General features: G+C 64.9%; 14 protein-coding genes and 4 tRNA genes. 16 read left to right on the top strand and 2 right to left on the bottom strand.

The window, feature by feature from the left end:
* Complete coding sequence (locus GEV05_13440) at nt 1–813, bottom strand: racemase (GenBank protein ID MPZ44384.1); 813 nt, start codon at nt 811–813, stop codon at nt 1–3.
* Nucleotides 814–1,086: 273 nt separating this feature from the next.
* Between GEV05_13440 and GEV05_13445 the strand changes: the two genes are divergently transcribed.
* On the top strand, nt 1,087–2,547 hold the full coding sequence (locus GEV05_13445) for an FAD-dependent oxidoreductase (GenBank protein MPZ44385.1): 1,461 nt from the start codon (nt 1,087–1,089) through the stop codon (nt 2,545–2,547).
* Nucleotides 2,548–2,664: 117 nt separating this feature from the next.
* Here the strand turns inward: GEV05_13445 and GEV05_13450 are convergent, their stop codons facing one another.
* A complete protein-coding gene (locus GEV05_13450; protein ID MPZ44386.1) occupies nt 2,665–3,657 on the bottom strand; it encodes a tripartite tricarboxylate transporter substrate binding protein in 993 nt (330 codons plus the stop codon).
* Between the two features lie 433 nt (nt 3,658–4,090).
* Here GEV05_13450 and GEV05_13455 point away from each other — a divergent pair.
* The 15 genes from GEV05_13455 to rpsG all read left to right on the top strand — a co-directional run bounded on the left by GEV05_13455 (nt 4,091) and on the right by rpsG (nt 19,065).
* Nucleotides 4,091–4,175 (top strand) — tRNA-Tyr (locus GEV05_13455).
* A 50-nt stretch (nt 4,176–4,225) separates the two neighbouring features.
* Nucleotides 4,226–4,299: transfer RNA gene (locus GEV05_13460), tRNA-Gly, on the top strand.
* Nucleotides 4,300–4,345: 46 nt separating this feature from the next.
* Nucleotides 4,346–4,420, top strand: a tRNA-Thr gene (locus GEV05_13465).
* 91 nt (nt 4,421–4,511) lie between these two features.
* The gene (gene tuf, locus GEV05_13470; GenBank protein ID MPZ44387.1) at nt 4,512–5,702 is read left to right on the top strand and encodes an elongation factor Tu; all 1,191 of its coding nucleotides are present in this window, start codon (nt 4,512–4,514) and stop codon (nt 5,700–5,702) included.
* A gap of 107 nt (nt 5,703–5,809) precedes the next feature.
* A tRNA-Trp gene (locus tag GEV05_13475) sits at nt 5,810–5,885 on the top strand.
* A gap of 67 nt (nt 5,886–5,952) precedes the next feature.
* Nucleotides 5,953–6,300, top strand: coding sequence for a preprotein translocase subunit SecE (secE, locus tag GEV05_13480; protein ID MPZ44388.1), 348 nt, complete (start codon nt 5,953–5,955; stop codon nt 6,298–6,300).
* Nucleotides 6,300–6,833 (top strand): transcription termination/antitermination protein NusG, encoded by a 534-nt coding sequence (gene nusG, locus GEV05_13485; GenBank protein MPZ44389.1) that lies wholly within the window; start codon nt 6,300–6,302, stop codon nt 6,831–6,833. Before secE ends, nusG begins: the two co-directional genes overlap by 1 nt.
* Nucleotides 6,834–6,917: 84 nt before the next feature.
* Entirely contained in the window at nt 6,918–7,349 is a 432-nt protein-coding gene (gene rplK, locus GEV05_13490) for a 50S ribosomal protein L11 (GenBank protein ID MPZ44390.1), read from the top strand.
* Nucleotide 7,350: 1 nt separating this feature from the next.
* Entirely contained in the window at nt 7,351–8,049 is a 699-nt protein-coding gene (gene rplA, locus GEV05_13495; protein ID MPZ44391.1) for a 50S ribosomal protein L1, read from the top strand.
* A 395-nt stretch (nt 8,050–8,444) separates the two neighbouring features.
* The gene (gene rplJ, locus GEV05_13500) at nt 8,445–8,975 is read left to right on the top strand and encodes a 50S ribosomal protein L10 (protein ID MPZ44392.1); all 531 of its coding nucleotides are present in this window, start codon (nt 8,445–8,447) and stop codon (nt 8,973–8,975) included.
* A 46-nt stretch (nt 8,976–9,021) separates the two neighbouring features.
* A complete protein-coding gene (gene rplL / locus GEV05_13505) occupies nt 9,022–9,405 on the top strand; it encodes a 50S ribosomal protein L7/L12 (GenBank protein MPZ44393.1) in 384 nt (127 codons plus the stop codon).
* Nucleotides 9,406–9,557: 152 nt separating this feature from the next.
* Entirely contained in the window at nt 9,558–13,667 is a 4,110-nt protein-coding gene (gene rpoB / locus GEV05_13510) for a DNA-directed RNA polymerase subunit beta (protein ID MPZ44394.1), read from the top strand.
* 50 nt (nt 13,668–13,717) lie between these two features.
* Complete coding sequence (gene rpoC / locus GEV05_13515; GenBank protein ID MPZ44395.1) at nt 13,718–17,962, top strand: DNA-directed RNA polymerase subunit beta'; 4,245 nt, start codon at nt 13,718–13,720, stop codon at nt 17,960–17,962.
* A 227-nt stretch (nt 17,963–18,189) separates the two neighbouring features.
* Nucleotides 18,190–18,567: a 30S ribosomal protein S12 gene (gene rpsL / locus GEV05_13520; GenBank protein MPZ44396.1), complete on the top strand. Its 378-nt coding sequence runs from the start codon at nt 18,190–18,192 to the stop codon at nt 18,565–18,567.
* 27 nt (nt 18,568–18,594) lie between these two features.
* Complete coding sequence (gene rpsG / locus GEV05_13525; protein ID MPZ44397.1) at nt 18,595–19,065, top strand: 30S ribosomal protein S7; 471 nt, start codon at nt 18,595–18,597, stop codon at nt 19,063–19,065.
* Nucleotides 19,066–19,118: the final 53 nt, after the last annotated feature.

The raw sequence follows: 19,118 nt of genomic DNA on the forward strand, positions 1-19,118 counted from the left end.
TCAGGGCGGGCCGTGCCGGTCGAGCCCGTAGAAGCGCATCAGCTCGTCCACGCGCTCGCGCGGCGGCCGGCGGCGGAAATAACCCTTCCTGCTTTGCATCACGCCGGTGGCGCGGCGCAGGTCGACGAGCGACTCGGCCATCTTGATGGTCGCTCCGATCGAGTCCATCACCGGGCAATCGTCGACCCGATTGATGCCGTTCAGGGCAAGCAGCACGTTGAGCGGCGCCTCCCCCGGAATGATCACGTCGGCCCCTTCGCGGATCAACGCTCGGGCAGCGGCGGTGAAGCGCTCGATCAGCGGTGCGGGATTCGCGAAGCCCGCCAACACGTCGTGAAAGCCGAATCCAGCTGGCCGGGACGCGGCGCAACGGCTGCTCAGACCGTAGCGCTCGACGTTCGCGGCGATGAGCTCGGGAAAGTCCTCGATGAAGGTGATGACGCCGAAACGGGCGCCGAGCATGCAGGCGGTGAGCATCGCGCTTTCGCCGTAAGCGACGACCGGAATGTCGACCACTTGCCGTGACTCCGGCAGACCCACGTCGGGGATGCTCATGATCGCGAACGCGTCGAACCCCTGGCGCTCGGCCGCTAGCGCGGCGGCGATGAACTGACCGGCGTGCAAGTGCTGCGCAACATGATGGCGGATGTCTATCCCCGGATATTCGGTCTCGTAGGTGCCGGGCCGCATGCCGTGCATCACGACTTCGGTGTCGGCCCTTGCGACGCGCCGGAAATGGGCCGCCAAGGCCGCCTCGTAGGCGGGCAAGTCGGAAAGCACGGTGAAGCTCTGATGCCAGATGCGTAGGGTCATGGTGCTCGCCTGGGGAGTTCGGTTGGTCGCGGGCGCATTGTCGGGGCGATGCTGCGCCTGGACGGGCGTGCATCGGCCGCGCCGCCTCGCTGAACCAGTGTGGCGAGTGTACTGAGCGTGGCGTGCCGAGTAAAACGACTACGGCCGGCAGTCGCTCGGGCGTTGGGGCGGTATCGTCGTGGGCCGAGCGTAGAATGTCTCGCACAGGCCGGCTCGGTTGTCCTGGCCGGTTGTCCTGGCCTTGTGCATGTCCATGCAGCGTGGAGAAATCGCGTGGCGATCGAATCGCATGCCTTCGACGTCGTGGTGGCCGGATGCGGCATCGCGGGCCTCTCTGCCGCGGTCAGTGCGCTCGAGGAGGGCGCCAGCGTGGCGATCATCGAGCGCGCGCCGCTCGCGGAGCGCGGCGGCAACACCCGCTATACCGAAGCGTACCTGCGCATGAAGAGCGAGACCGAAGTCACAGACGACTTCGCCGTGCACTTCAGCGAAAACAGCGGCGGCTATCTCGATCCGACGCTGGTCGCAGCCACTCAAGCGCCGTATGCGAGCTGGCCCGGCGTCGTGAAGGCGCTTTCGTTCGCCGATCCCGAAGTGGTCGGCGCGTTCGCCGACGGCTGCGGACCGACGGTGCAATGGCTCAAGCGCTTCGGCGTGCGCTTCGATTTCCTGCCCACGCAGTTTCTTACCGCCGCGCAGCCGCGGCTGCTGCCCGTCGGCGGCGGCCTGGCGTTGCTGGAAGCGCTTGCGGCCCAGGTCGAGCGCATGAACGGCCGCTTCTTCTACCAGACCACGGCGCGCACGCTGGTCCAGAACGACAGCGGTGCGGTCGTGGGACTGCGCTGCGTCGGCGCCGATCACCGGCCGATCGAGATTCGCGCCAAGGCGGTGGTGCTCGCGACCGGCGGATTCGAAGGCAACTGGGAGATGCTGGCGCAATACATGGGCCGCCAAGCCATTCATCTTCGCCCGGTCGCGCGCGGCGGCTATTACAACAAGGGCGAGGGCATCCGCATGGCATTGGAAATCGGTGCCGCGCCCGGTGGGGACTACGCGAGCTTCCATGCCGAGCCGGTGGATCCGCGCTCGGGGGTCGCGGAAGCTTCCGTGTTCGTGTTCCCCTATGGCGTTCTGATCAACCGCCGCGGCGAACGCTTCGTCGACGAAGCGCCGGGAACCGTCGATGCGGTGTACGACATCATCACCAAAACGATCTGGCAGCAACCCGAGGGCATCGCCTACGCGGTGTTCGACGCCAAGCTTGCCGACGTGCCCAACTATCGGCGCGGTCTGCGCACCGACCAGCCGCCGATCGCCGCGGACAGCATCGCGGCGCTCGAGCGCTCGCTCGGCTTGCCGCCGATGCGGCTCGAGGCCAGCATCGCGCGCTACAACGAAGGCTGCCGGCCCGGCGCCTTCAAGCCACTCGAGCTCGACAGCCTGTCCACCCGCGGCATCGAGCCGCGTAAGTCGAACTGGGCGCGTCCGCTCGATCGTCCGCCCTACCAGGCCTGGCCGATCATGGCGTCATGCGTGCTGACTTACGGCGGGCTCAAGGTCGATGCGCATGCGCGCGTGCTCAATGCCGATGGCGAGGTGATACCTGGCCTGTATGCCGCCGGCGAAACGGTCGGGCTCTACTACAAGGTGTATACCGGTGCCACCTCGGTGCTGAAAGGCGCGGTGTTCGGCCGCTTCGCCGGAATCGATGCCGCGTCGCGACGGCGCGGATGACAGCCGCCCGCGTTTGCTTCGCAAAGCGGGCGGCAAGGGCGCGGGCGGCAAGGAGCTACGTGCGTGATCCAAGTGAAGTAACGCGAGCCGGCATGGCTGCAAAGCGCCGCTGACCGGCTATTGCAGCCGTACCCCGGCGCTGCGGATCACCTTGCCCCACTTCTCGATTTCGGATTTGAAGTAAGCGCCGAATGCCGCCGCGCTCCCGCCCGCGGGCTCGCAGCCCAGCGTCTCGAAGCGGTTCCGGATCGCGGGAGCCTGCATGGCGCGATTGACCTCGGCGTTGACCCGCTCGATGACCGCGGCCGGGGTCCCGGCCGGCGCGAACAGGCCGAACCACGCGTCGGCCACGTAGCCCGCGATACCGGCTTCCTGCATGGTCGGGATGTCCGGTGCGATGGGTGACCGGCTACGGGACGAGGCGGCCAGGCAGCGCAGCTTGCCCGCCTTGTGCAGCGGCACCATCCCGATCACGTTGTCGAACACGAACGCGAGCTGGCCGCCCACCAGGTCGTTGACCGCCGGTGCGGCGCCCTTGTAGGGGATCGCCTGCATCTTGATGCCGGCCATGCTGGCGAAGAGCTCGGTAAAGAGGTGCGCGCCCGAGCCGTTGCCGGCCGTCCCGTACTGTACTTGGCCGGGACGAGCCTTGGCGAAGGCGACCAGCTCCTTCACGCTCTTGACCGGGATGGAAGGATGGACGCAGAGCATGAAGGGGGTATTGGTCACGTGCACGATCGGCGCCAGATCGCGCAGCGCGTTGTAGGGCAGGTTGCTGTACAGCGTCGCATTGTTGGCGAGTGAGATGCTGCCCATGAAGAGCGTGTATCCGTCCGGCGGCGACTTGGCCACGTGATCGGCGGCGATGTTGCTGGCTGCGCCGGGCCGGTTATCGACGATGACGGGCTGGCCGAAGGCCTGGTGCAGGTTCTGGCCGATCGCGCGGGCGACGATGTCGGTCGCGCCCCCGGCCGAGAAGCCGACCACCATGCGCACGGGTTTGACGGGATAAGTCTGGGCTGCAGCGGGGAGAGTAGCGGCCAGGGCCGCAACGAGGCAGGCGGCACGCCAGCCCAGCCGATTCGTTTCCACGACGGTTTCCTCCTCCATACTTGTTCGAATGGCCGATGTTAATGGCAACCGCAAGTCGGAGGCGCACGGCCCGCGCGCGGGCCTACTTCCACTCCCGCGCGCGGGCCTGGTTCCACTCCCGGGCACGGGCCTGGTTCCACTCCCGGGCACGGACCTGGTCCCCGTCCCGGGCGGGAATGCCGGCTCCGACGTATAATCGAGCCTCCCTCGCCTGCCCTGTACCGAACCTGGCCCAGCTGCAAGCGCGGCAGCGGCTAATCCCGGACCCGGACTGGAATCCCGGGGCCTGCCCAATTGGAGAAATGGTGTGTTGACGCCCGCGTTCGCCCTGGCACACCGAGCATACGAGCCCTCCCCGGCCAGCCGGGCATGGAAATGCTTGGAGGCGCGTGCGTCTTGCTTGACACTCCCATGTCGGCTACAGACAATAGGCGGTTTCGTCAGGAATCCCGGAGGGGTTCCCGAGCGGTCAAAGGGAGCAGACTGTAAATCTGCCGGCTCTGCCTTCGAAGGTTCGAATCCTTCCCCCTCCACCAGGTGCATCCGTCTGCGAAGAGCGGGTAGCAGTGGGCAGGTCGATACGCGCGCGGGTGTAGCTCAATGGTAGAGCAGAAGCCTTCCAAGCTTACGACGAGGGTTCGATTCCCTTCACCCGCTCCAGCGCTTCACGGCGTGGGCAGGCAGTCACCGGGTACGGGTTTTCCACGCCCATGTAGCTCAGTGGTAGAGCACTCCCTTGGTAAGGGAGAGGTCGCCCGTTCAATCCGGGCCATGGGCACCAGCGAATTCAGGATTCGTTCGGCAGCCGTCCACGGGGACGAGCCGGGCGGCAGACAAGCGACTCGATAGAAGACGACGGAGCGGAGCACGAAATGGCCAGGGCGAAGTTTGAGCGGACGAAGCCGCACGTGAATGTAGGGACGATTGGTCACGTGGACCATGGGAAGACGACGCTGACGGCGGCGATCACGACGGTGTTGAGCAAGCAGTTCGGGGGCGAGGCGAAGAGCTACGCGCAGATCGACTCGGCGCCGGAGGAGAAGGCGCGCGGGATCACGATCAACACCGCGCACGTGGAGTACGAGACGACCAAGCGCCACTATGCGCACGTGGACTGTCCTGGGCACGCGGACTACATCAAGAACATGATCACGGGCGCGGCGCAGATGGACGGGGCGATCCTGGTGGTGTCGGCCGCGGACGGGCCGATGCCGCAGACGCGCGAGCACATTTTGCTGGCGCGGCAAGTGGGGGTTCCGTACATCGTGGTGTACCTGAACAAGGCCGACATGGTGGACGACAAGGAGCTGCTGGAGCTGGTGGAGATGGAGGTTCGGGAGCTTCTCTCCAAGTACGAGTTTCCGGGCGACGACACCCCGATCGTGACGGGCTCTGCGCTGAAGGCCTTGGAGGGGGAGGATACGGAGCTGGGGATCAAGTCGATCCACAAGCTGGCGGAGGCGCTGGACAGCTACATCCCGGAGCCCAAGCGTGCGGTGGACGGGACGTTCCTGATGCCGATCGAGGACGTGTTCACGATCTCGGGTCGTGGGACGGTGGTGACGGGTCGGGTGGAGCGCGGGATCGTGAAGGTGGGCGATGAGCTGGAGATCGTGGGGTTGAAGGCCACGCTGAAGACGGTGTGCACGGGGGTGGAGATGTTTCGCAAGCTGCTCGATCAGGGGCAGGCGGGAGACAACATCGGGGTGCTGCTGCGGGGCACGAAGCGCGAGGAGGTTGAGCGCGGTCAAGTGCTGGCGAAGCCCGGTTCGATCACCCCGCACACGAAGTTTGCGGCCGAGGTGTACGTGCTCTCCAAGGATGAGGGGGGGCGGCATACGCCGTTCTTCAACGGTTACCGGCCGCAGTTTTACTTCCGCACGACCGACGTGACGGGCTCGGTGGACTTGCCGCAGGGCACGGAGATGGTGATGCCTGGGGACAACGTGTCGATCACGGTGGCGCTGATCCAGCCCATCGCGATGGAGCAGGGGCTGCGCTTTGCGATCCGCGAGGGCGGCAAGACGGTTGGGGCCGGAGTGGTCTCGAAGGTCCTTGAATAACGAGTGAACAGTGCGATGGAGTGAAACGTGAAGAGTGAAACGTGAGGCGCGACTCACGCGCGCCGAACCCCTTTCACTTTTCACTCTTCACCCTTCACGCGAAGCACAGGCCAGTAGCTCAATTGGCAGAGCGTCGGTCTCCAAAACCGAAGGTTGGGGGTTCGAGACCCTCCTGGCCTGCCAGAACGAAGATCGCGATGATCGCGAAGGTCGAACGGATCGCGATGATCGAGGACACGGCAAGGAATCGATGGTCGATAAGGTCAAGCTAGCTATCGCGGTCCTGCTGGTGTGCGCCGGTGTAACCGGCTTCTACCTGCTTGCAGAGAGCCCGGCCATCATTCGCGTCACCGCGGTGCTGGCGGGCGTGGCGCTGGGCGCGGCGGTTGCGCTCACCTCGGCTCCCGGCAAGCAGTTCTACGCCTTCGCGCAGGAATCGTCGGTCGAGACGCGCAAGGTGGTGTGGCCTTCGCGCAAGGAATCATTCCAGACCACCGGGATCGTGTTTCTGTTCGTGGTCGTCATGGCGTTGTTTCTCTGGGTCGTCGATACGGGATTGTTGTGGATGGTCAAGATGCTGATGGGCCGGAGCGACTGATGAACAAGAAGTGGTATGTCGTGCATGCGTATTCCGGCTTCGAGAAGTCGGTTTCGCGCAATCTCCAGGAGCGCATCAAACGCGCCCACATGGAGGACCAGTTCGGCCAGATCATGGTCCCGGTGGAAGAAGTCGTGGAGATGAAGAGCGGGCAGAAGGCGATCAGCGAGCGCAAGTTCTTCCCCGGCTATGTCCTGGTCGAGATGGACATGACCGACGAGTCCTGGCACCTGGTGAAGAACACGCCCAAGGTCACCGGCTTCGTCGGCGGCACCGCCACCAAGCCCACGCCGATCTCCGAGCAGGAAGTGCAGAACATCCTCAACCAGATCAAGGAAGGGGTCGAGAAGCCGCGGCCCAAGGTCCTGTTCGAGGTTGGGGAGGCCGTGCGGGTCAGGGAAGGTCCCTTCACCGACTTCCACGGCAACGTCGAGGACGTGAACTACGACAAGAGCAAGCTGCGCGTGTCGGTCACGATCTTCGGCCGCTCGACCCCGGTCGAGCTCGATTTCGGCCAGGTGGAGAAGGCCTAGCCCGGGTATTTCATCTCGGGCCTGGAAATTTTTCGGGGAGAGGCCATATAACCTCGTTCGCACCCGCTCAAGCAGGAGCAGGCAATGGCAAAGAAAATCGTCGGCATGATCAAGCTGCAGGTGCCCGCGGGCAAGGCCAATCCGAGCCCCCCGATCGGGCCGGCGCTCGGCCAGCGCGGTCTGAACATCATGGAGTTCTGCAAGCAATTCAACGCCGCCACGCAGAAGCTGGAAGTCGGGTTGCCGATCCCGGTCGAAATTACCGCTTACGCCGACAAGAGCTTCAGCTTCGTGCTCAAGACCCCGCCCGCGGCCGTCCTGATCATGAAGGCGCTCAAGATCGAGAAGGGCAGCGCGCGCCCGAACAAGGAGAAGGTCGGCACGCTTACCCGCGCGCAAGCCGAGGAGATCGCCAAGACCAAGACGCCCGACTTGACCGCGGCGGACCTCGAAGCGGCCATACGTACGGTTGCCGGCAGCGCCCGCAGCATGGGCGTGGAAGTCGAGGGAGTCTGACATGGTGAAGGAATCCAAGCGCGTCAAGGCGATTCACGCCCAGGCCGATCGCACCCGGCTGTATCCGGTGAACGAGGCGTTCCAGCTGATCAAGACGGCTGCGACGGCGAAGTTCGACGAGTCGGTCGACGTCGCAATCAATCTCGGCATCGATGCGAAGAAGAGCGATCAGACCGTGCGCGGCTCGGTGGTGCTGCCGAAAGGCACCGGCAAGACCAAGCGCGTGGCCGTGTTCGCCCAGGGAGATAAGGCCAAGGCGGCTGCGGATGCCGGTGCCGATATCGTCGGGTTCGAAGACCTGGCGGAAAGGATCAAGGGCGGTAACCTGGACTTCGACATCGTGATCGCAGCGCCCGAAGCGATGCGCATCGTCGGCCCCTTGGGTCAGATTCTCGGACCGCGCGGCCTAATGCCGAACCCCCGGGTCGGCACCGTGTCGCCCGACGTGGCGACTGCCGTGCGTAACGCCAAGGCCGGGCAGATCCAGTACCGCACGGACAAGGGCGGCATCGTTCAGTGCACCCTCGGGCGCGCTTCCTTCCCGGTCGAGGCGCTGCGCGAAAACCTGCTGGTCCTGGTGGACGCCCTCAACAAGGCCAAGCCGGCCGGCGCGAAAGGCGTGTATCTGAAGAAGATCAGCATTTCCAGCACCATGGGCATTGGCGTGCGCGTCGACCAGGCAACGCTGAGCGCCCAGTAGAACAAGTGGACCAAGTGGACCGTCGGGAGCTCGAACCAAACTGATGAATGCACAAGCCTGATGAATGCAGAAGCGGGCCGCTGTGCAGCGCCGCCCCGGTGGGCCGCGCAGTCGGGATCGCACGACGCAATGACAGAACTTTGGGCTGCCGGGTCGCACCGGCGGTCATCAAAGACCGTAGGAGTCCTTCGGGGCTCAATTTCGTTCCGGACGCCCCGGCCTTTTTTCCGGCCGGCGGCTTCCGCCGATTCCTACGCAGATGGCGCACCCGAAGCTTGTTGCCAAGGTCGCCGTACGGAGAAGGGCGAGCGCGACAGCAGTGCCGGCGCACGATGCGATCGGCAGGGGCTGGCGCACACGTTCCTTCGCGTTTTCAATGTTTATGGAGGTTGACCTTGGGTCTCAGTCTGCAGCAGAAGCAGGACATGGTGGCCGAAGTGGGTGAGCAGGTCGCCAAAGCGCAGACGGTCGTGATCGCGGAGTACCGCAATCTCACCGTCGCGGACATGACCGAGCTGCGCCGCAGGGCGCGCGGTGCCGGGGTGTATCTGCGCGTTGTCAAGAACACCCTCGCACGCCGCGCGGTGGCGGATACGCCGTTCCACGGACTGTCCGAGCAGTTGGTCGGTCCGCTGGCCTACGGCATCTCGACCGATCCGGTGGCCGCGGCGAAGGTACTCAGCGACTACGCCAGAGCGAACGCCAAGCTGGTGATCAAGGGCGGTGCGATGGCCAACAAGGTCATGTCCGCCAGGGACGTCGTCACCCTCGCATCGATGCCAAGCCGCGAACAGCTGCTTGCCCAATTGATGGGCACGATGCAGGCGCCGGTGGCGAAGTTCGTGCAAACGCTGAACGAGGTTCCCGGCAAGTTCGTGCGCACGCTCGCGGCATTGCATGCCGAGCGGGAAAAGCAACCGGCCTGAGCATCTTTTCAATCGAGCAATCAAATCCCGAATCAGGAGTCCAACGATGAGTGCAGTGATCGACGAAGTGCTTGAAAAAGTCTCCGCCATGACCGTGCTGGAACTGGCCGAGTGCATCAAGCGCATGGAAGAAAAGTTCGGCGTGTCGGCGGCTGCGGCCGTGGCCGTGGCCGCTCCGGCCGGCGGCGGTGCCGCCGCTGCGGCGCCTGCCGAAGAGCAGACCGAGTTCACGGTCGTTCTCACCAAGGCCGGTGAGAACAAGGTCAACACCATCAAGGTCGTACGCGCCCTCACCGGGCTTGGCCTGAAGGAGGCGAAGGATTTGGTGGATGGTGCTCCCAAGGCGGTCAAGGAAGGCGTTTCCAAGGCCGACGCCGACAACATCATGAAGCAGCTGACCGAGGCGGGTGCCCTCGCGGAGATGAAGTAATGCGGTTTTCCGGCGGGCCGGACCGGCCCGCCGGAGTCGTCTGGTTGATGCAGTAAAGACCCCGCAGTGCCCGGCCGTCGGGTGCTGCAGGATGATGGGAGCCGCGGGCAGCCCGCCCGGCCCGGCTCCGAGCCTCGTGCCACGGAGTGACCATGAGTTATTCGTTCACCGAAAAGAAACGCATACGCAAGAGCTTCGCCAAGCGCGCCAACGTGCTGCCGGTGCCTTACCTGCTGGCGACCCAGCTCGAGTCGTATGCGACCTTCCTGCAGGCCGAAACCGCGCCCGAGACACGGCGCACCATCGGCTTGCAGGCGGCTTTCGAATCGATCTACCCGATCGAGAGCCACTCCGGAACGGCCGAGCTCAACTTCGTCAGCTACACGCTCGGCATCCCGCCCTTCGACGTGAAGGAATGTCAGCAGCGCGGGCTCACCTACGCCGCGCCCTTGCGGGCCAAGGTGCGGCTCACGATCCGCGACCGGGAGGCGCCGAAGGCGCGCCAGCCCGATGGGCGTGATCGTCACCCGGTCAAGGAGTCGAAGGAGCAGGAAGTGTACATGGGCGAGATCCCGCTCATGACGCCCACGGGCTCGTTCGTGATCAACGGCACCGAGCGCGTCATCGTCTCCCAGTTGCACCGCTCGCCGGGCGTGTTCTTCGAGCACGACCGCGGCAAGACGCACTCCTCGGGCAAGCTCCTGTTCTCGGCCCGGGTCATCCCCTACCGGGGGTCCTGGCTCGACTTCGAGTTCGACCCCAAGGACTACCTGTATTTCCGGGTGGATCGGCGCCGCAAGATGCCGGTCACGATCCTGCTGAGGGCGCTCGGCATGAGCCTGGAGCAGATCCTGGCCGAATTCTTCGTCTTCGACACCTTCACGCTGAACGAGCAGGCCATCGAATTCGAGCTGCATCCCGAGCGCATGCGGGGCGACATCGCGCGCTTCGACATTCTCAACAAGCAGGGCAAGCCGATCGTCCAGAAGGACAAGCGCATCACCGTCAAGCACGTGCGCGAGATGGAGGCGGCCAGCATCAATCGCGTAGCCGTGCCCGACGAATTCATCCTCGGGCGAGTGCTGGCGAAGAACATCGTCGATACCGATACCGGCGAGATCGTCGGCAAGGCCAACGAGGAGATCACCGACCAACTGCTGGCGAAGCTGCGCGCGGCCGGGATCGAGCGGTTCGAGACGATCTACACCAACGATCTGGACCAGGGCCCGTACATTGCCAACACCTTGCGCATGGACGAGACGCCCGACCAGCTGGCGGCGCAGGTGGCGATCTACCGCATGATGCGACCGGGCGAGCCGCCCACGGAAGAAGCGGTAAAGACGCTTTTCCGGGGACTGTTCTTCGCCGAGGAGCGCTACGATCTTTCGCCCGTCGGGCGCATGAAGTTCAACCGCCGTGTCGGCCGTGAAGAGCTGACCGGGCAGGGAACGCTGTCCAACGAGGACATCGTCGCGGTCATCAGGATCCTGGTCGATCTGCGCAACGGCAAAGGCGAGATCGACGACATCGACCACCTGGGTAACCGCCGGGTGCGCTCGGTCGGGGAGCTGGCGGAAAACCAGTTCCGGGCGGGGCTGGTACGCGTCGAGCGCGCCGTGAAGGAGCGCCTGTCGCAGGCCGAGAGCGAGAACCTGATGCCGCACGACCTGATCAACGCCAAGCCCGTGTCGGCGGCGATTCGCGAGTTCTTCGGCTCGAGCCAGCTGTCGCAGTTCATGGACCAGACCAATCCGCTGTCGGAGATCACACACAAGCGGCGCGTATCGGCGCTCGGGCCGGGCGGGCTCACGCGCGAGCGCGCGGGCTTCGAAGTGCGCGACGTCCACCCCACCCATTACGGCCGGGTGTGCCCGATCGAGACCCCGGAAGGCCCGAACATCGGCCTCATCAACTCGCTCGCGCTCTATGCGCGCACCAACGAGTTCGGTTTTCTCGAAACGCCTTACCGCAAGGTGGTCGACGGCGTCGTGAGCAACGAGATCCACTTCCTGTCGGCGATCGAGGAAGGCCAGTACGTGATCGCGCAGGCGAACGCGGCCCTGGACAAGGGCAGCCGTTTCGTCGACGAGCTGGTCTCGTGCCGGCACAAGAACGAGTTCGAGCTCTCTCAATCCGACAAGATTCAGTACATGGACGTGGCGCCCTCGCAGATCGTGTCGGTGGCGGCTTCCCTCATCCCGTTCCTCGAGCACGACGACGCCAACCGCGCGCTCATGGGATCGAACATGCAGCGCCAGGCCGTTCCCTGCCTGCGGGCGGAGAAGCCGCTGGTCGGCACGGGCCTGGAGCGCACGGTCGCGGTCGACTCGGGTACCGCGGTGCAGGCGCATCGCGGCGGCGTGGTCGACTACGTGGACGCGAGCCGGATCGTGGTGCGGGTGAACGACGAGGAGACCTCCGCGGGCGAGGTCGGCGTCGACATCTACAACCTGGTCAAGTACACGCGCTCGAACCAGAACACCAACATCAACCAGCGTCCGCTGGTGCGCCGGGGCGATGTGATCGCGCACGCCGACGTGGTGGCCGACGGCGCCTCCACCGACACCGGCGAGCTGGCGCTCGGTCAGAACATGCTGGTCGCATTCATGCCCTGGAACGGGTTCAACTTCGAGGATTCGATCCTGATCTCGGAGCGCGTGGTGGCCGACGAACGCTTCACCTCGATCCACATCGAGGAGCTCTCGGTGGTCGCGCGCGACACCAAGCTCGGGCCCGAGGAGATCACACGCGACATCTCCAACCTGTCGGAGAACATGCTGGCGAGCCTGGACGAGTCCGGCATCATCTACATCGGCGCCGAAGTCGAGGCCGGCGACGTGCTGGTGGGCAAGGTCACGCCCAAGGGTGAAACCCAGCTCACGCCGGAAGAGAAGCTGCTGCGCGCGATCTTCGGCGAGAAGGCTTCCGACGTGAAGGACACCTCGCTGCGCGTGCCTTCGGGCATGTCGGGTACGGTGATCGACGTCCAGGTCTTCACCCGCGAGGGCATCGAGCGCGACAAGCGCGCCCAGCAGATCATCGACGACGAGTTGAAGCGCTATCGCAAGGACCTGACCGATCAGCTGCGCATCGTCGAAGACGACGCCTTCGGACGCGCCGAGCGTCTGCTCATCGGCAAGGCCGCCAACGGCGGGCCGAAGAAGCTCGCCAAGGGCACCAAGATCGCCAAGAGCTATCTGGGGGAGCTCGAGCGCAACCAGTGGTTCGACATCCGGTTGGTGGCGGACGACGCGGCGAAGCAGCTCGAACAGTTGCACGAGAGCATCGTTGCCACGCGCGAGAAGTTCGACCGCATGTTCGAGGAGAAGAAGAAAAAGCTCACCAGCGGCGACGAGTTGCCGCCGGGCGTGCAGAAGATGGTGAAGGTCTATCTCGCGGTCAAGCGCCGCCTGCAGCCGGGCGACAAGATGGCGGGCCGGCACGGCAACAAGGGCGTCATCTCCAAGATCGTGCCGGTCGAGGACATGCCCTACATGCAGGACGGCACGCCGCTCGACATCGTGCTGAATCCGCTGGGCGTGCCGTCGCGGATGAACGTCGGCCAGATCCTGGAAACGCACCTGGGCTGGGCCGCCAAGGGCCTGGGGCTTCGCATCGGCAAGATGCTGGAGGCGCAGGCCGCCGGCAACGAGCTGCGCAAGATCCTGGAGAAGATCTACAACTCCAGCGGACGGGCCGAGCGCTTGCAGGATCTCTCCGACGACGAGATCGTCCAGCTCGCGCGCAATTTGCGCCAAGGCGTTCCCTTCGCCACGCCGGTGTTCGACGGCGCGACCGAGGACGAGATCAAGGACATGCTGGAGCTGGCGGGCCTGCCGCGCAGCGGCCAGATCGCGCTCCACGACGGGCGCACCGGCGAAGCTTTCGACCGGCCGGTCACCGTCGGCTACATGCACATGCTGAAGCTGCACCACCTGGTCGACGACAAGATGCACGCGCGTTCCACCGGACCGTACAGCCTCGTGACCCAGCAGCCGCTGGGCGGCAAGGCGCAGTTCGGCGGCCAGCGCTTCGGCGAGATGGAGGTGTGGGCGCTCGAAGCGTACGGCGCGGCCTATACGCTGCAGGAGATGCTGACCGTCAAGTCCGACGACACGGAAGGCCGACGCAAGGTGTACGAGTCGATCGTCAAGGGCGAGCACAAGATCGAGGCCGGCATGCCGGAATCGTTCAACGTGCTGGTGAAGGAGATCCGCTCGCTCGGCATCGATATCGATCTCGAAGTCGGCAACCGCTTCTAGGCCCGCTTTACGCACACGCGAAACCCCAGGTTCCCCGTACCGGAGGAAACATGAAGGCGCTTCTGGATCTGTTCAAGCAAGTCACGCAGGAAGAGGAATTCGACGCCATCCGCATCGGCATCGCGTCGCCGGAGAAGATCCGTTCCTGGTCCTACGGCGAAGTCAAGAAACCCGAAACCATCAACTACCGCACCTTCAAGCCGGAGCGCGATGGCCTCTTCTGCGCGAAGATCTTCGGCCCGGTGAAGGATTACGAGTGCCTGTGCGGCAAGTACAAGCGCCTCAAGCACCGCGGCGTCATCTGCGAGAAATGCGGCGTCGAGGTGACGTTGTCGAAGGTGCGGCGCGAGCGCATGGGTCACATTGAGCTCGCAAGCCCCACCGCGCACATCTGGTTCCTCAAGTCGCTGCCCTCGCGCCTGGGGATGGTGCTCGACATGACGCTGCGCGACATCGAGCGCGTGCTCTACTTCGAAGCTTACGTCGTGACCGATCCCGGCATGACGCCGCTCGCGCGCTGCCAGCTCCTCACCGAGGAGGATTACCTCGGCAAGGTGGAGGAGTTCGGTGACGACTTCGCCGCGTCCATGGGCGCCGAGGGTGTGCGCGCGCTGCTCAAGCACATGGAGTTGAAGAAGGAGATCGAGAAGCTGCGCGGCGAGCTCGAGGCGACTTCGTCGGATACCAAGATCAAGAAGCTCGCCAAGCGCTTGAAGGTGATGGAAGCCTTCCACAAGTCCGGCATCAAGCCCGAGTGGATGATCATGGAGGTGCTGCCGGTGCTGCCGCCGGAGCTGCGCCCGCTCGTACCGCTCGACGGTGGCCGCTTCGCGACTTCCGACCTGAACGACCTGTACCGGCGCGTGATCAACCGCAACAACCGCCTGAAGCGCCTGCTGGAGCTGAAGGCGCCCGAGATCATCGTGCGCAACGAAAAGCGCATGCTGCAGGAGGCGGTCGACTCGCTGCTGGATAACGGCCGTCGCGGCAAGGCGATGACCGGCGCCAACAAGCGGCCGCTCAAGTCGCTCGCCGACATGATCAAGGGCAAGGGCGGGCGCTTCCGCCAGAACCTGCTCGGCAAGCGCGTCGACTACTCGGGCCGCTCGGTGATCGTGGTCGGGCCGCAATTGAAGCTGCACCAATGCGGTCTGCCGAAGAAGATGGCGCTGGAGCTGTTCAAGCCGTTTATCTTCCACAAGCTCGAGGTCATGGGCCTGGCGACCACCATCAAGGCAGCCAAGCGCCTGGTCGAGCAGGAAGTCCCCGAGGTCTGGGACATCCTGGAGGAAGTCATCCGCGAGCATCCGGTGATGCTCAACCGCGCGCCGACCCTGCACCGCCTCGGCATCCAGGCCTTCGAGCCGGTGCTGATCGAGGGCAAGGCGATCCAGCTGCATCCGCTGGTGTGCGCGGCGTTCAACGCCGACTTCGACGGCGACCAGATGGCGGTGCACGTGCCGTTGTCGCTGGAAGCGCAGCTCGAGGCGCGGACACTCATGCTGTCCTCGAACAACGTGCTCTCGCCCGCCAACGGCGATCCGATCATCGTGCCCTCGCAGGACATCGTGCTGGGCCTGTACTACATGACGCGCGAGCGCGTCGGCGCGCGCGGCGAAGGCTCGGTGTTCGCCGATGTGGCCGAGGTGCAGCGCGCCTACGGCAGCCGCCAGTCCGACATCAACGCCCGCATCAAGGTGCGCATCCGGCAGAAGCAGATCGATTCGGCCGGGGAGATGCGCGAAAAATCCACCCGCTACGACACCACGGTGGGCCGCGCGCTCCTGTCCGAGATCCTGCCCGACGGGCTTTCCTTCGAGCTCATCAACAAGCCGCTCAAGAAGAAGGAGATCTCGCGCCTGATCAACGCCGGCTTCCGCCGCTGCGGTCTGCGCGAGACGGTCATCTTCGCCGACCAGCTCATGTATACCGGCTTCTCGATGGCGACCCGCGCGGGTCTGTCGATCTGCGTCGACGACATGCTGGTCCCGCGCCAGAAGAGCGAGATCATCGACGCGGCCGAGAAGGAAGTGCAGGAGATCGAGTCGCAGTACACCTCGGGCCTGGTCACCCAGGGCGAGCGCTACAACAAGGTGGTCGACATCTGGGGCCGCGCCGGCGATGTGGTGGCGAAAGCGATGATGGAGCAGCTCGGCTCGGAGCCCGTCATGAAATGGGACGAGCGCGCCAGGGGCTGGTTGCCGCTCAAGGACGACAAGGGGCACTCGGTGTCGCAGGAGTCGTTCAACTCCATCTACATGATGGCCGACTCCGGCGCGCGCGGCTCGGCGGCGCAGATCCGGCAGCTCGCCGGCATGCGCGGCCTCATGGCCAAGCCCGACGGCTCCATCATCGAGACGCCCATCACAGCGAATTTCCGTGAGGGCCTGAACGTGCTGCAGTACTTCATTTCCACCCACGGCGCCCGCAAGGGTCTCGCCGACACGGCGTTGAAGACGGCGAACTCGGGCTACCTCACTCGGCGCCTGGTCGACGTCACGCAGGATCTCGTCGTTACCGAAGAGGACTGCGGCACGACCAACGGCGTGTCGATGAAGGCGCTGATCGAGGGCGGCGAAGTGGTCGAGCCGCTGCGCGAGCGCATCCTCGGTCGCGTGACCGCCATGGATGTCATCCATCCGGAAAGTCAGGAGACGCTGTTCGAGGCCGGCACGCTGCTCAACGAGGAAGAGGTCGACGCGATCGAAGCCCTGGGCATCGACGAGGTAAAGGTGCGCACACCACTCACCTGCGATACGCGCTACGGCTTGTGCTGCGGGTGTTACGGGCGCGATCTCGGCCGCGGCTGCCTGGTGAACGTCGGCGAAGCGGTGGGTGTCATCGCCGCGCAGTCGATCGGCGAGCCGGGCACGCAGCTCACGATGCGCACCTTCCACATCGGCGGTGCAGCCTCGCGGACCGCGGTCGCAAGCCAGGTCGAGAGCAAGTCGCTCGGCACGGCGCGCTTCACCTCCGGCATGCGCTACGTGACCAATGCACGCGGCGAGCCGGTCGTCATCTCGCGCAGCGGCGAAGTGGTCGTTGTCGACGATAACGGGCGCGAACGCGAACGACACAAGGTGCCCTACGGCGCGACGCTCACTGCCAAGGACGGCGATGCGGTCAAGGCCGGACAGGTGCTCGCATCGTGGGATCCGCACACCCGCCCCATCATCACCGAGTATGCCGGACGCATCAAGTTCGAGAACGTCGAGGAAGGCTCGACCGTGGCGCGTCAGATCGACGAGGTGACGGGCCTGTCGACTCTGGTCGTGGTCGATCCGAAGCGCCGCGGCGGCGCGCAAGCGAAGGGTCTGCGCCCGCTGGTAAAACTGATCGACGACGAGGGCCAGGAAGTGCGCATGGCGGGCTCGGAGCTGCCGGTCAACATCACCTTCCAGATCGGCTCGATCATCACGGTGCGCGACGGCCAGCAGGTGTCGGTGGGCGAAGTGCTTGCGCGAATCCCGCAGGAAACGAGCAAGACGCGCGATATCACCGGCGGTCTTCCGCGAGTGGCGGAGTTGTTCGAAGCGCGCTCGCCCAAGGATGCCGGCGTACTGGCTGAGGTCACTGGCACGGTGTCGTTCGGCAAGGATACGAAGGGCAAGCAGCGCCTGGTGATCACCGATCTGGACGGCGTCGCGCACGAGTACCTGATCCCGAAGGACAAGCACGTGATGGCGCACGACGGCCAGGTGGTGAACAAGGGCGAGATGATCGTCGACGGCCCGGCCGATCCGCACGACATCCTGCGTCTGCTCGGGGTGGAGGCGCTCGCCCGCTACATCTGCAACGAAGTGCAGGACGTTTATCGCCTGCAAGGCGTGAAGATCAACGACAAGCACATCGAGGTGATCGTACGCCAGATGCTGCGGCGCGTGGCCATCGCGGATGCCGGCGAGAGCCGCTTCATCGTCGGCGAGCAGCTGGAACGGGCCGAAGTCCTGGAGGAGATCGAGCGCCTGGTGAAGGAAGGCAAGCAGCCGGCCGTCTACGAGCACATGCTGCTCGGCATCACCAAGGCGTCGCTATCGACCGATTCGTTCATCTCGGCCGCCTCGTTCCAGGAAACGACCCGCGTGCTCACCGAGGCTGCCATCATGGGCAAGCGCGACGAGCTGCGGGGGCTGAAGGAGAACGTCATCGTGGGCCGGCTGATTCCCGCCGGGACGGGGCTTGCATACCACCGCATGCGCCGCCGCCAGCAGGAACTGGCCGATGCACTCGGCACCGCCCAGCCGGCCGTGGAATCGCCGTTCGCGGAGGAGTCCGGAAGCGAGCAAGTGGCTTGACACCCCTATGGGTGGCTCCTAAAATCGACGGTCTTTTGTTTTTGTAGGCCACTCGCGTTCTTCGGGCCCGGACTACCCGGAGGCGAGTGTCTAGCAGCTCGCAGGGCGACGGCACTCATCCCAAGTGCCGTCGCGTTTTTTGAAAGCCCTGTTTGGCAGCGCGCCGGCCGGTGCGGCGCGCTTCTCGACCGAAGTCGTTTCGTTACACAACAGCAACTCGAGCCCTTATGCCCACGATCAATCAGTTGGTACGCGGAGCTCGCATCGCGCGGCGCGCGAAGAGCAAAGTGCCGGCCCTGCAGGAATGCCCGCAGCGCCGCGGTGTCTGTACCCGCGTCTACACCACGACGCCGAAGAAGCCGAACTCGGCCCTGCGCAAGGTCGCCAAGGTTCGCCTCACTAACGGCTTCGAGGTGATCGGTTATATCGGCGGCGAGGGTCACAATCTGCAGGAGCACTCGGTGGTGCTGATTCGCGGCGGCCGCGTGAAGGATCTCCCCGGCGTGCGTTATCACATCGTGCGCGGCAGCCTCGACACAGCCGGGGTGAAGGATCGCAAGCAAAGCCGCTCCAAGTACGGCGCGAAGCGGCCCAAGGCGGCGTAGGCACCCCCCCCAACACGGTAGACGACCATGCCACGCAGACGAGAAATCCCTAAACGCGACATCCTCCCCGATCCCAAGTTCGGGAATCAGGAGGTCGCCAAGTTCATCAACGTCATCACCACCGACGGCAAGAAGTCGGTTGCCGAGCGCATCGTGTACGGCGCGTTCTCTCAGATCTCCAAGAAGACCGGCAAGGATCCGTTGGGGGTGTTCGGCCAGGCCGTCGGCAACGTCAAGCCCTCCGTGGAGGTCAAGAGCCGCCGTGTGGGGGGCGCCAATTACCAGGTTCCGGTCGAGGTGCGGCCGATCCGGCGCGCGGCGCTCGCCATGCGCTGGATCCGGGAGGCCGCCCGCAAGCGCGGCGAAAAGTCGATGGATGCTCGCCTTGCCGGGGAGCTGCTCGAGGCGGCCGAAGGTCGCGGCGGCGCGATGAAGAAGCGCGAAGAGGTGCATCGCATGGCCGATGCCAACAAGGCTTTCGCGCACTACCGCTTCTGACCCGTGCGCTTCCAATCCTAGCGCTTTAACCCTTGCGCCTTTAAACCTTGAAT

The sequence above is a fragment of the Betaproteobacteria bacterium genome, from assembly GCA_009377585.1.
Classification (GTDB): Bacteria; Pseudomonadota; Gammaproteobacteria; order Burkholderiales; family WYBJ01; genus WYBJ01.

What these genes read in the sequence shown, in the direction of transcription:
- GEV05_13440 (MPZ44384.1), bottom strand. Translation starts at nt 813, where the DNA reads ATGACCCTACGCATCTGGCATCAGAGCTTCACCGTGCTTTCCGACTTG.
- GEV05_13450 (MPZ44386.1), bottom strand. Translation starts at nt 3,657, where the DNA reads ATGGAGGAGGAAACCGTCGTGGAAACGAATCGGCTGGGCTGGCGTGCC.
- tuf (MPZ44387.1), top strand. Translation starts at nt 4,512, where the DNA reads ATGGCCAGGGCGAAGTTTGAGCGGACGAAGCCGCACGTGAATGTAGGG.
- secE (MPZ44388.1), top strand. Translation starts at nt 5,953, where the DNA reads ATGGTCGATAAGGTCAAGCTAGCTATCGCGGTCCTGCTGGTGTGCGCC.
- nusG (MPZ44389.1), top strand. Translation starts at nt 6,300, where the DNA reads ATGAACAAGAAGTGGTATGTCGTGCATGCGTATTCCGGCTTCGAGAAG.
- rplK (MPZ44390.1), top strand. Translation starts at nt 6,918, where the DNA reads ATGGCAAAGAAAATCGTCGGCATGATCAAGCTGCAGGTGCCCGCGGGC.
- rplA (MPZ44391.1), top strand. Translation starts at nt 7,351, where the DNA reads ATGGTGAAGGAATCCAAGCGCGTCAAGGCGATTCACGCCCAGGCCGAT.
- rplL (MPZ44393.1), top strand. Translation starts at nt 9,022, where the DNA reads ATGAGTGCAGTGATCGACGAAGTGCTTGAAAAAGTCTCCGCCATGACC.
- rpoB (MPZ44394.1), top strand. Translation starts at nt 9,558, where the DNA reads ATGAGTTATTCGTTCACCGAAAAGAAACGCATACGCAAGAGCTTCGCC.
- rpoC (MPZ44395.1), top strand. Translation starts at nt 13,718, where the DNA reads ATGAAGGCGCTTCTGGATCTGTTCAAGCAAGTCACGCAGGAAGAGGAA.
- rpsL (MPZ44396.1), top strand. Translation starts at nt 18,190, where the DNA reads ATGCCCACGATCAATCAGTTGGTACGCGGAGCTCGCATCGCGCGGCGC.
- rpsG (MPZ44397.1), top strand. Translation starts at nt 18,595, where the DNA reads ATGCCACGCAGACGAGAAATCCCTAAACGCGACATCCTCCCCGATCCC.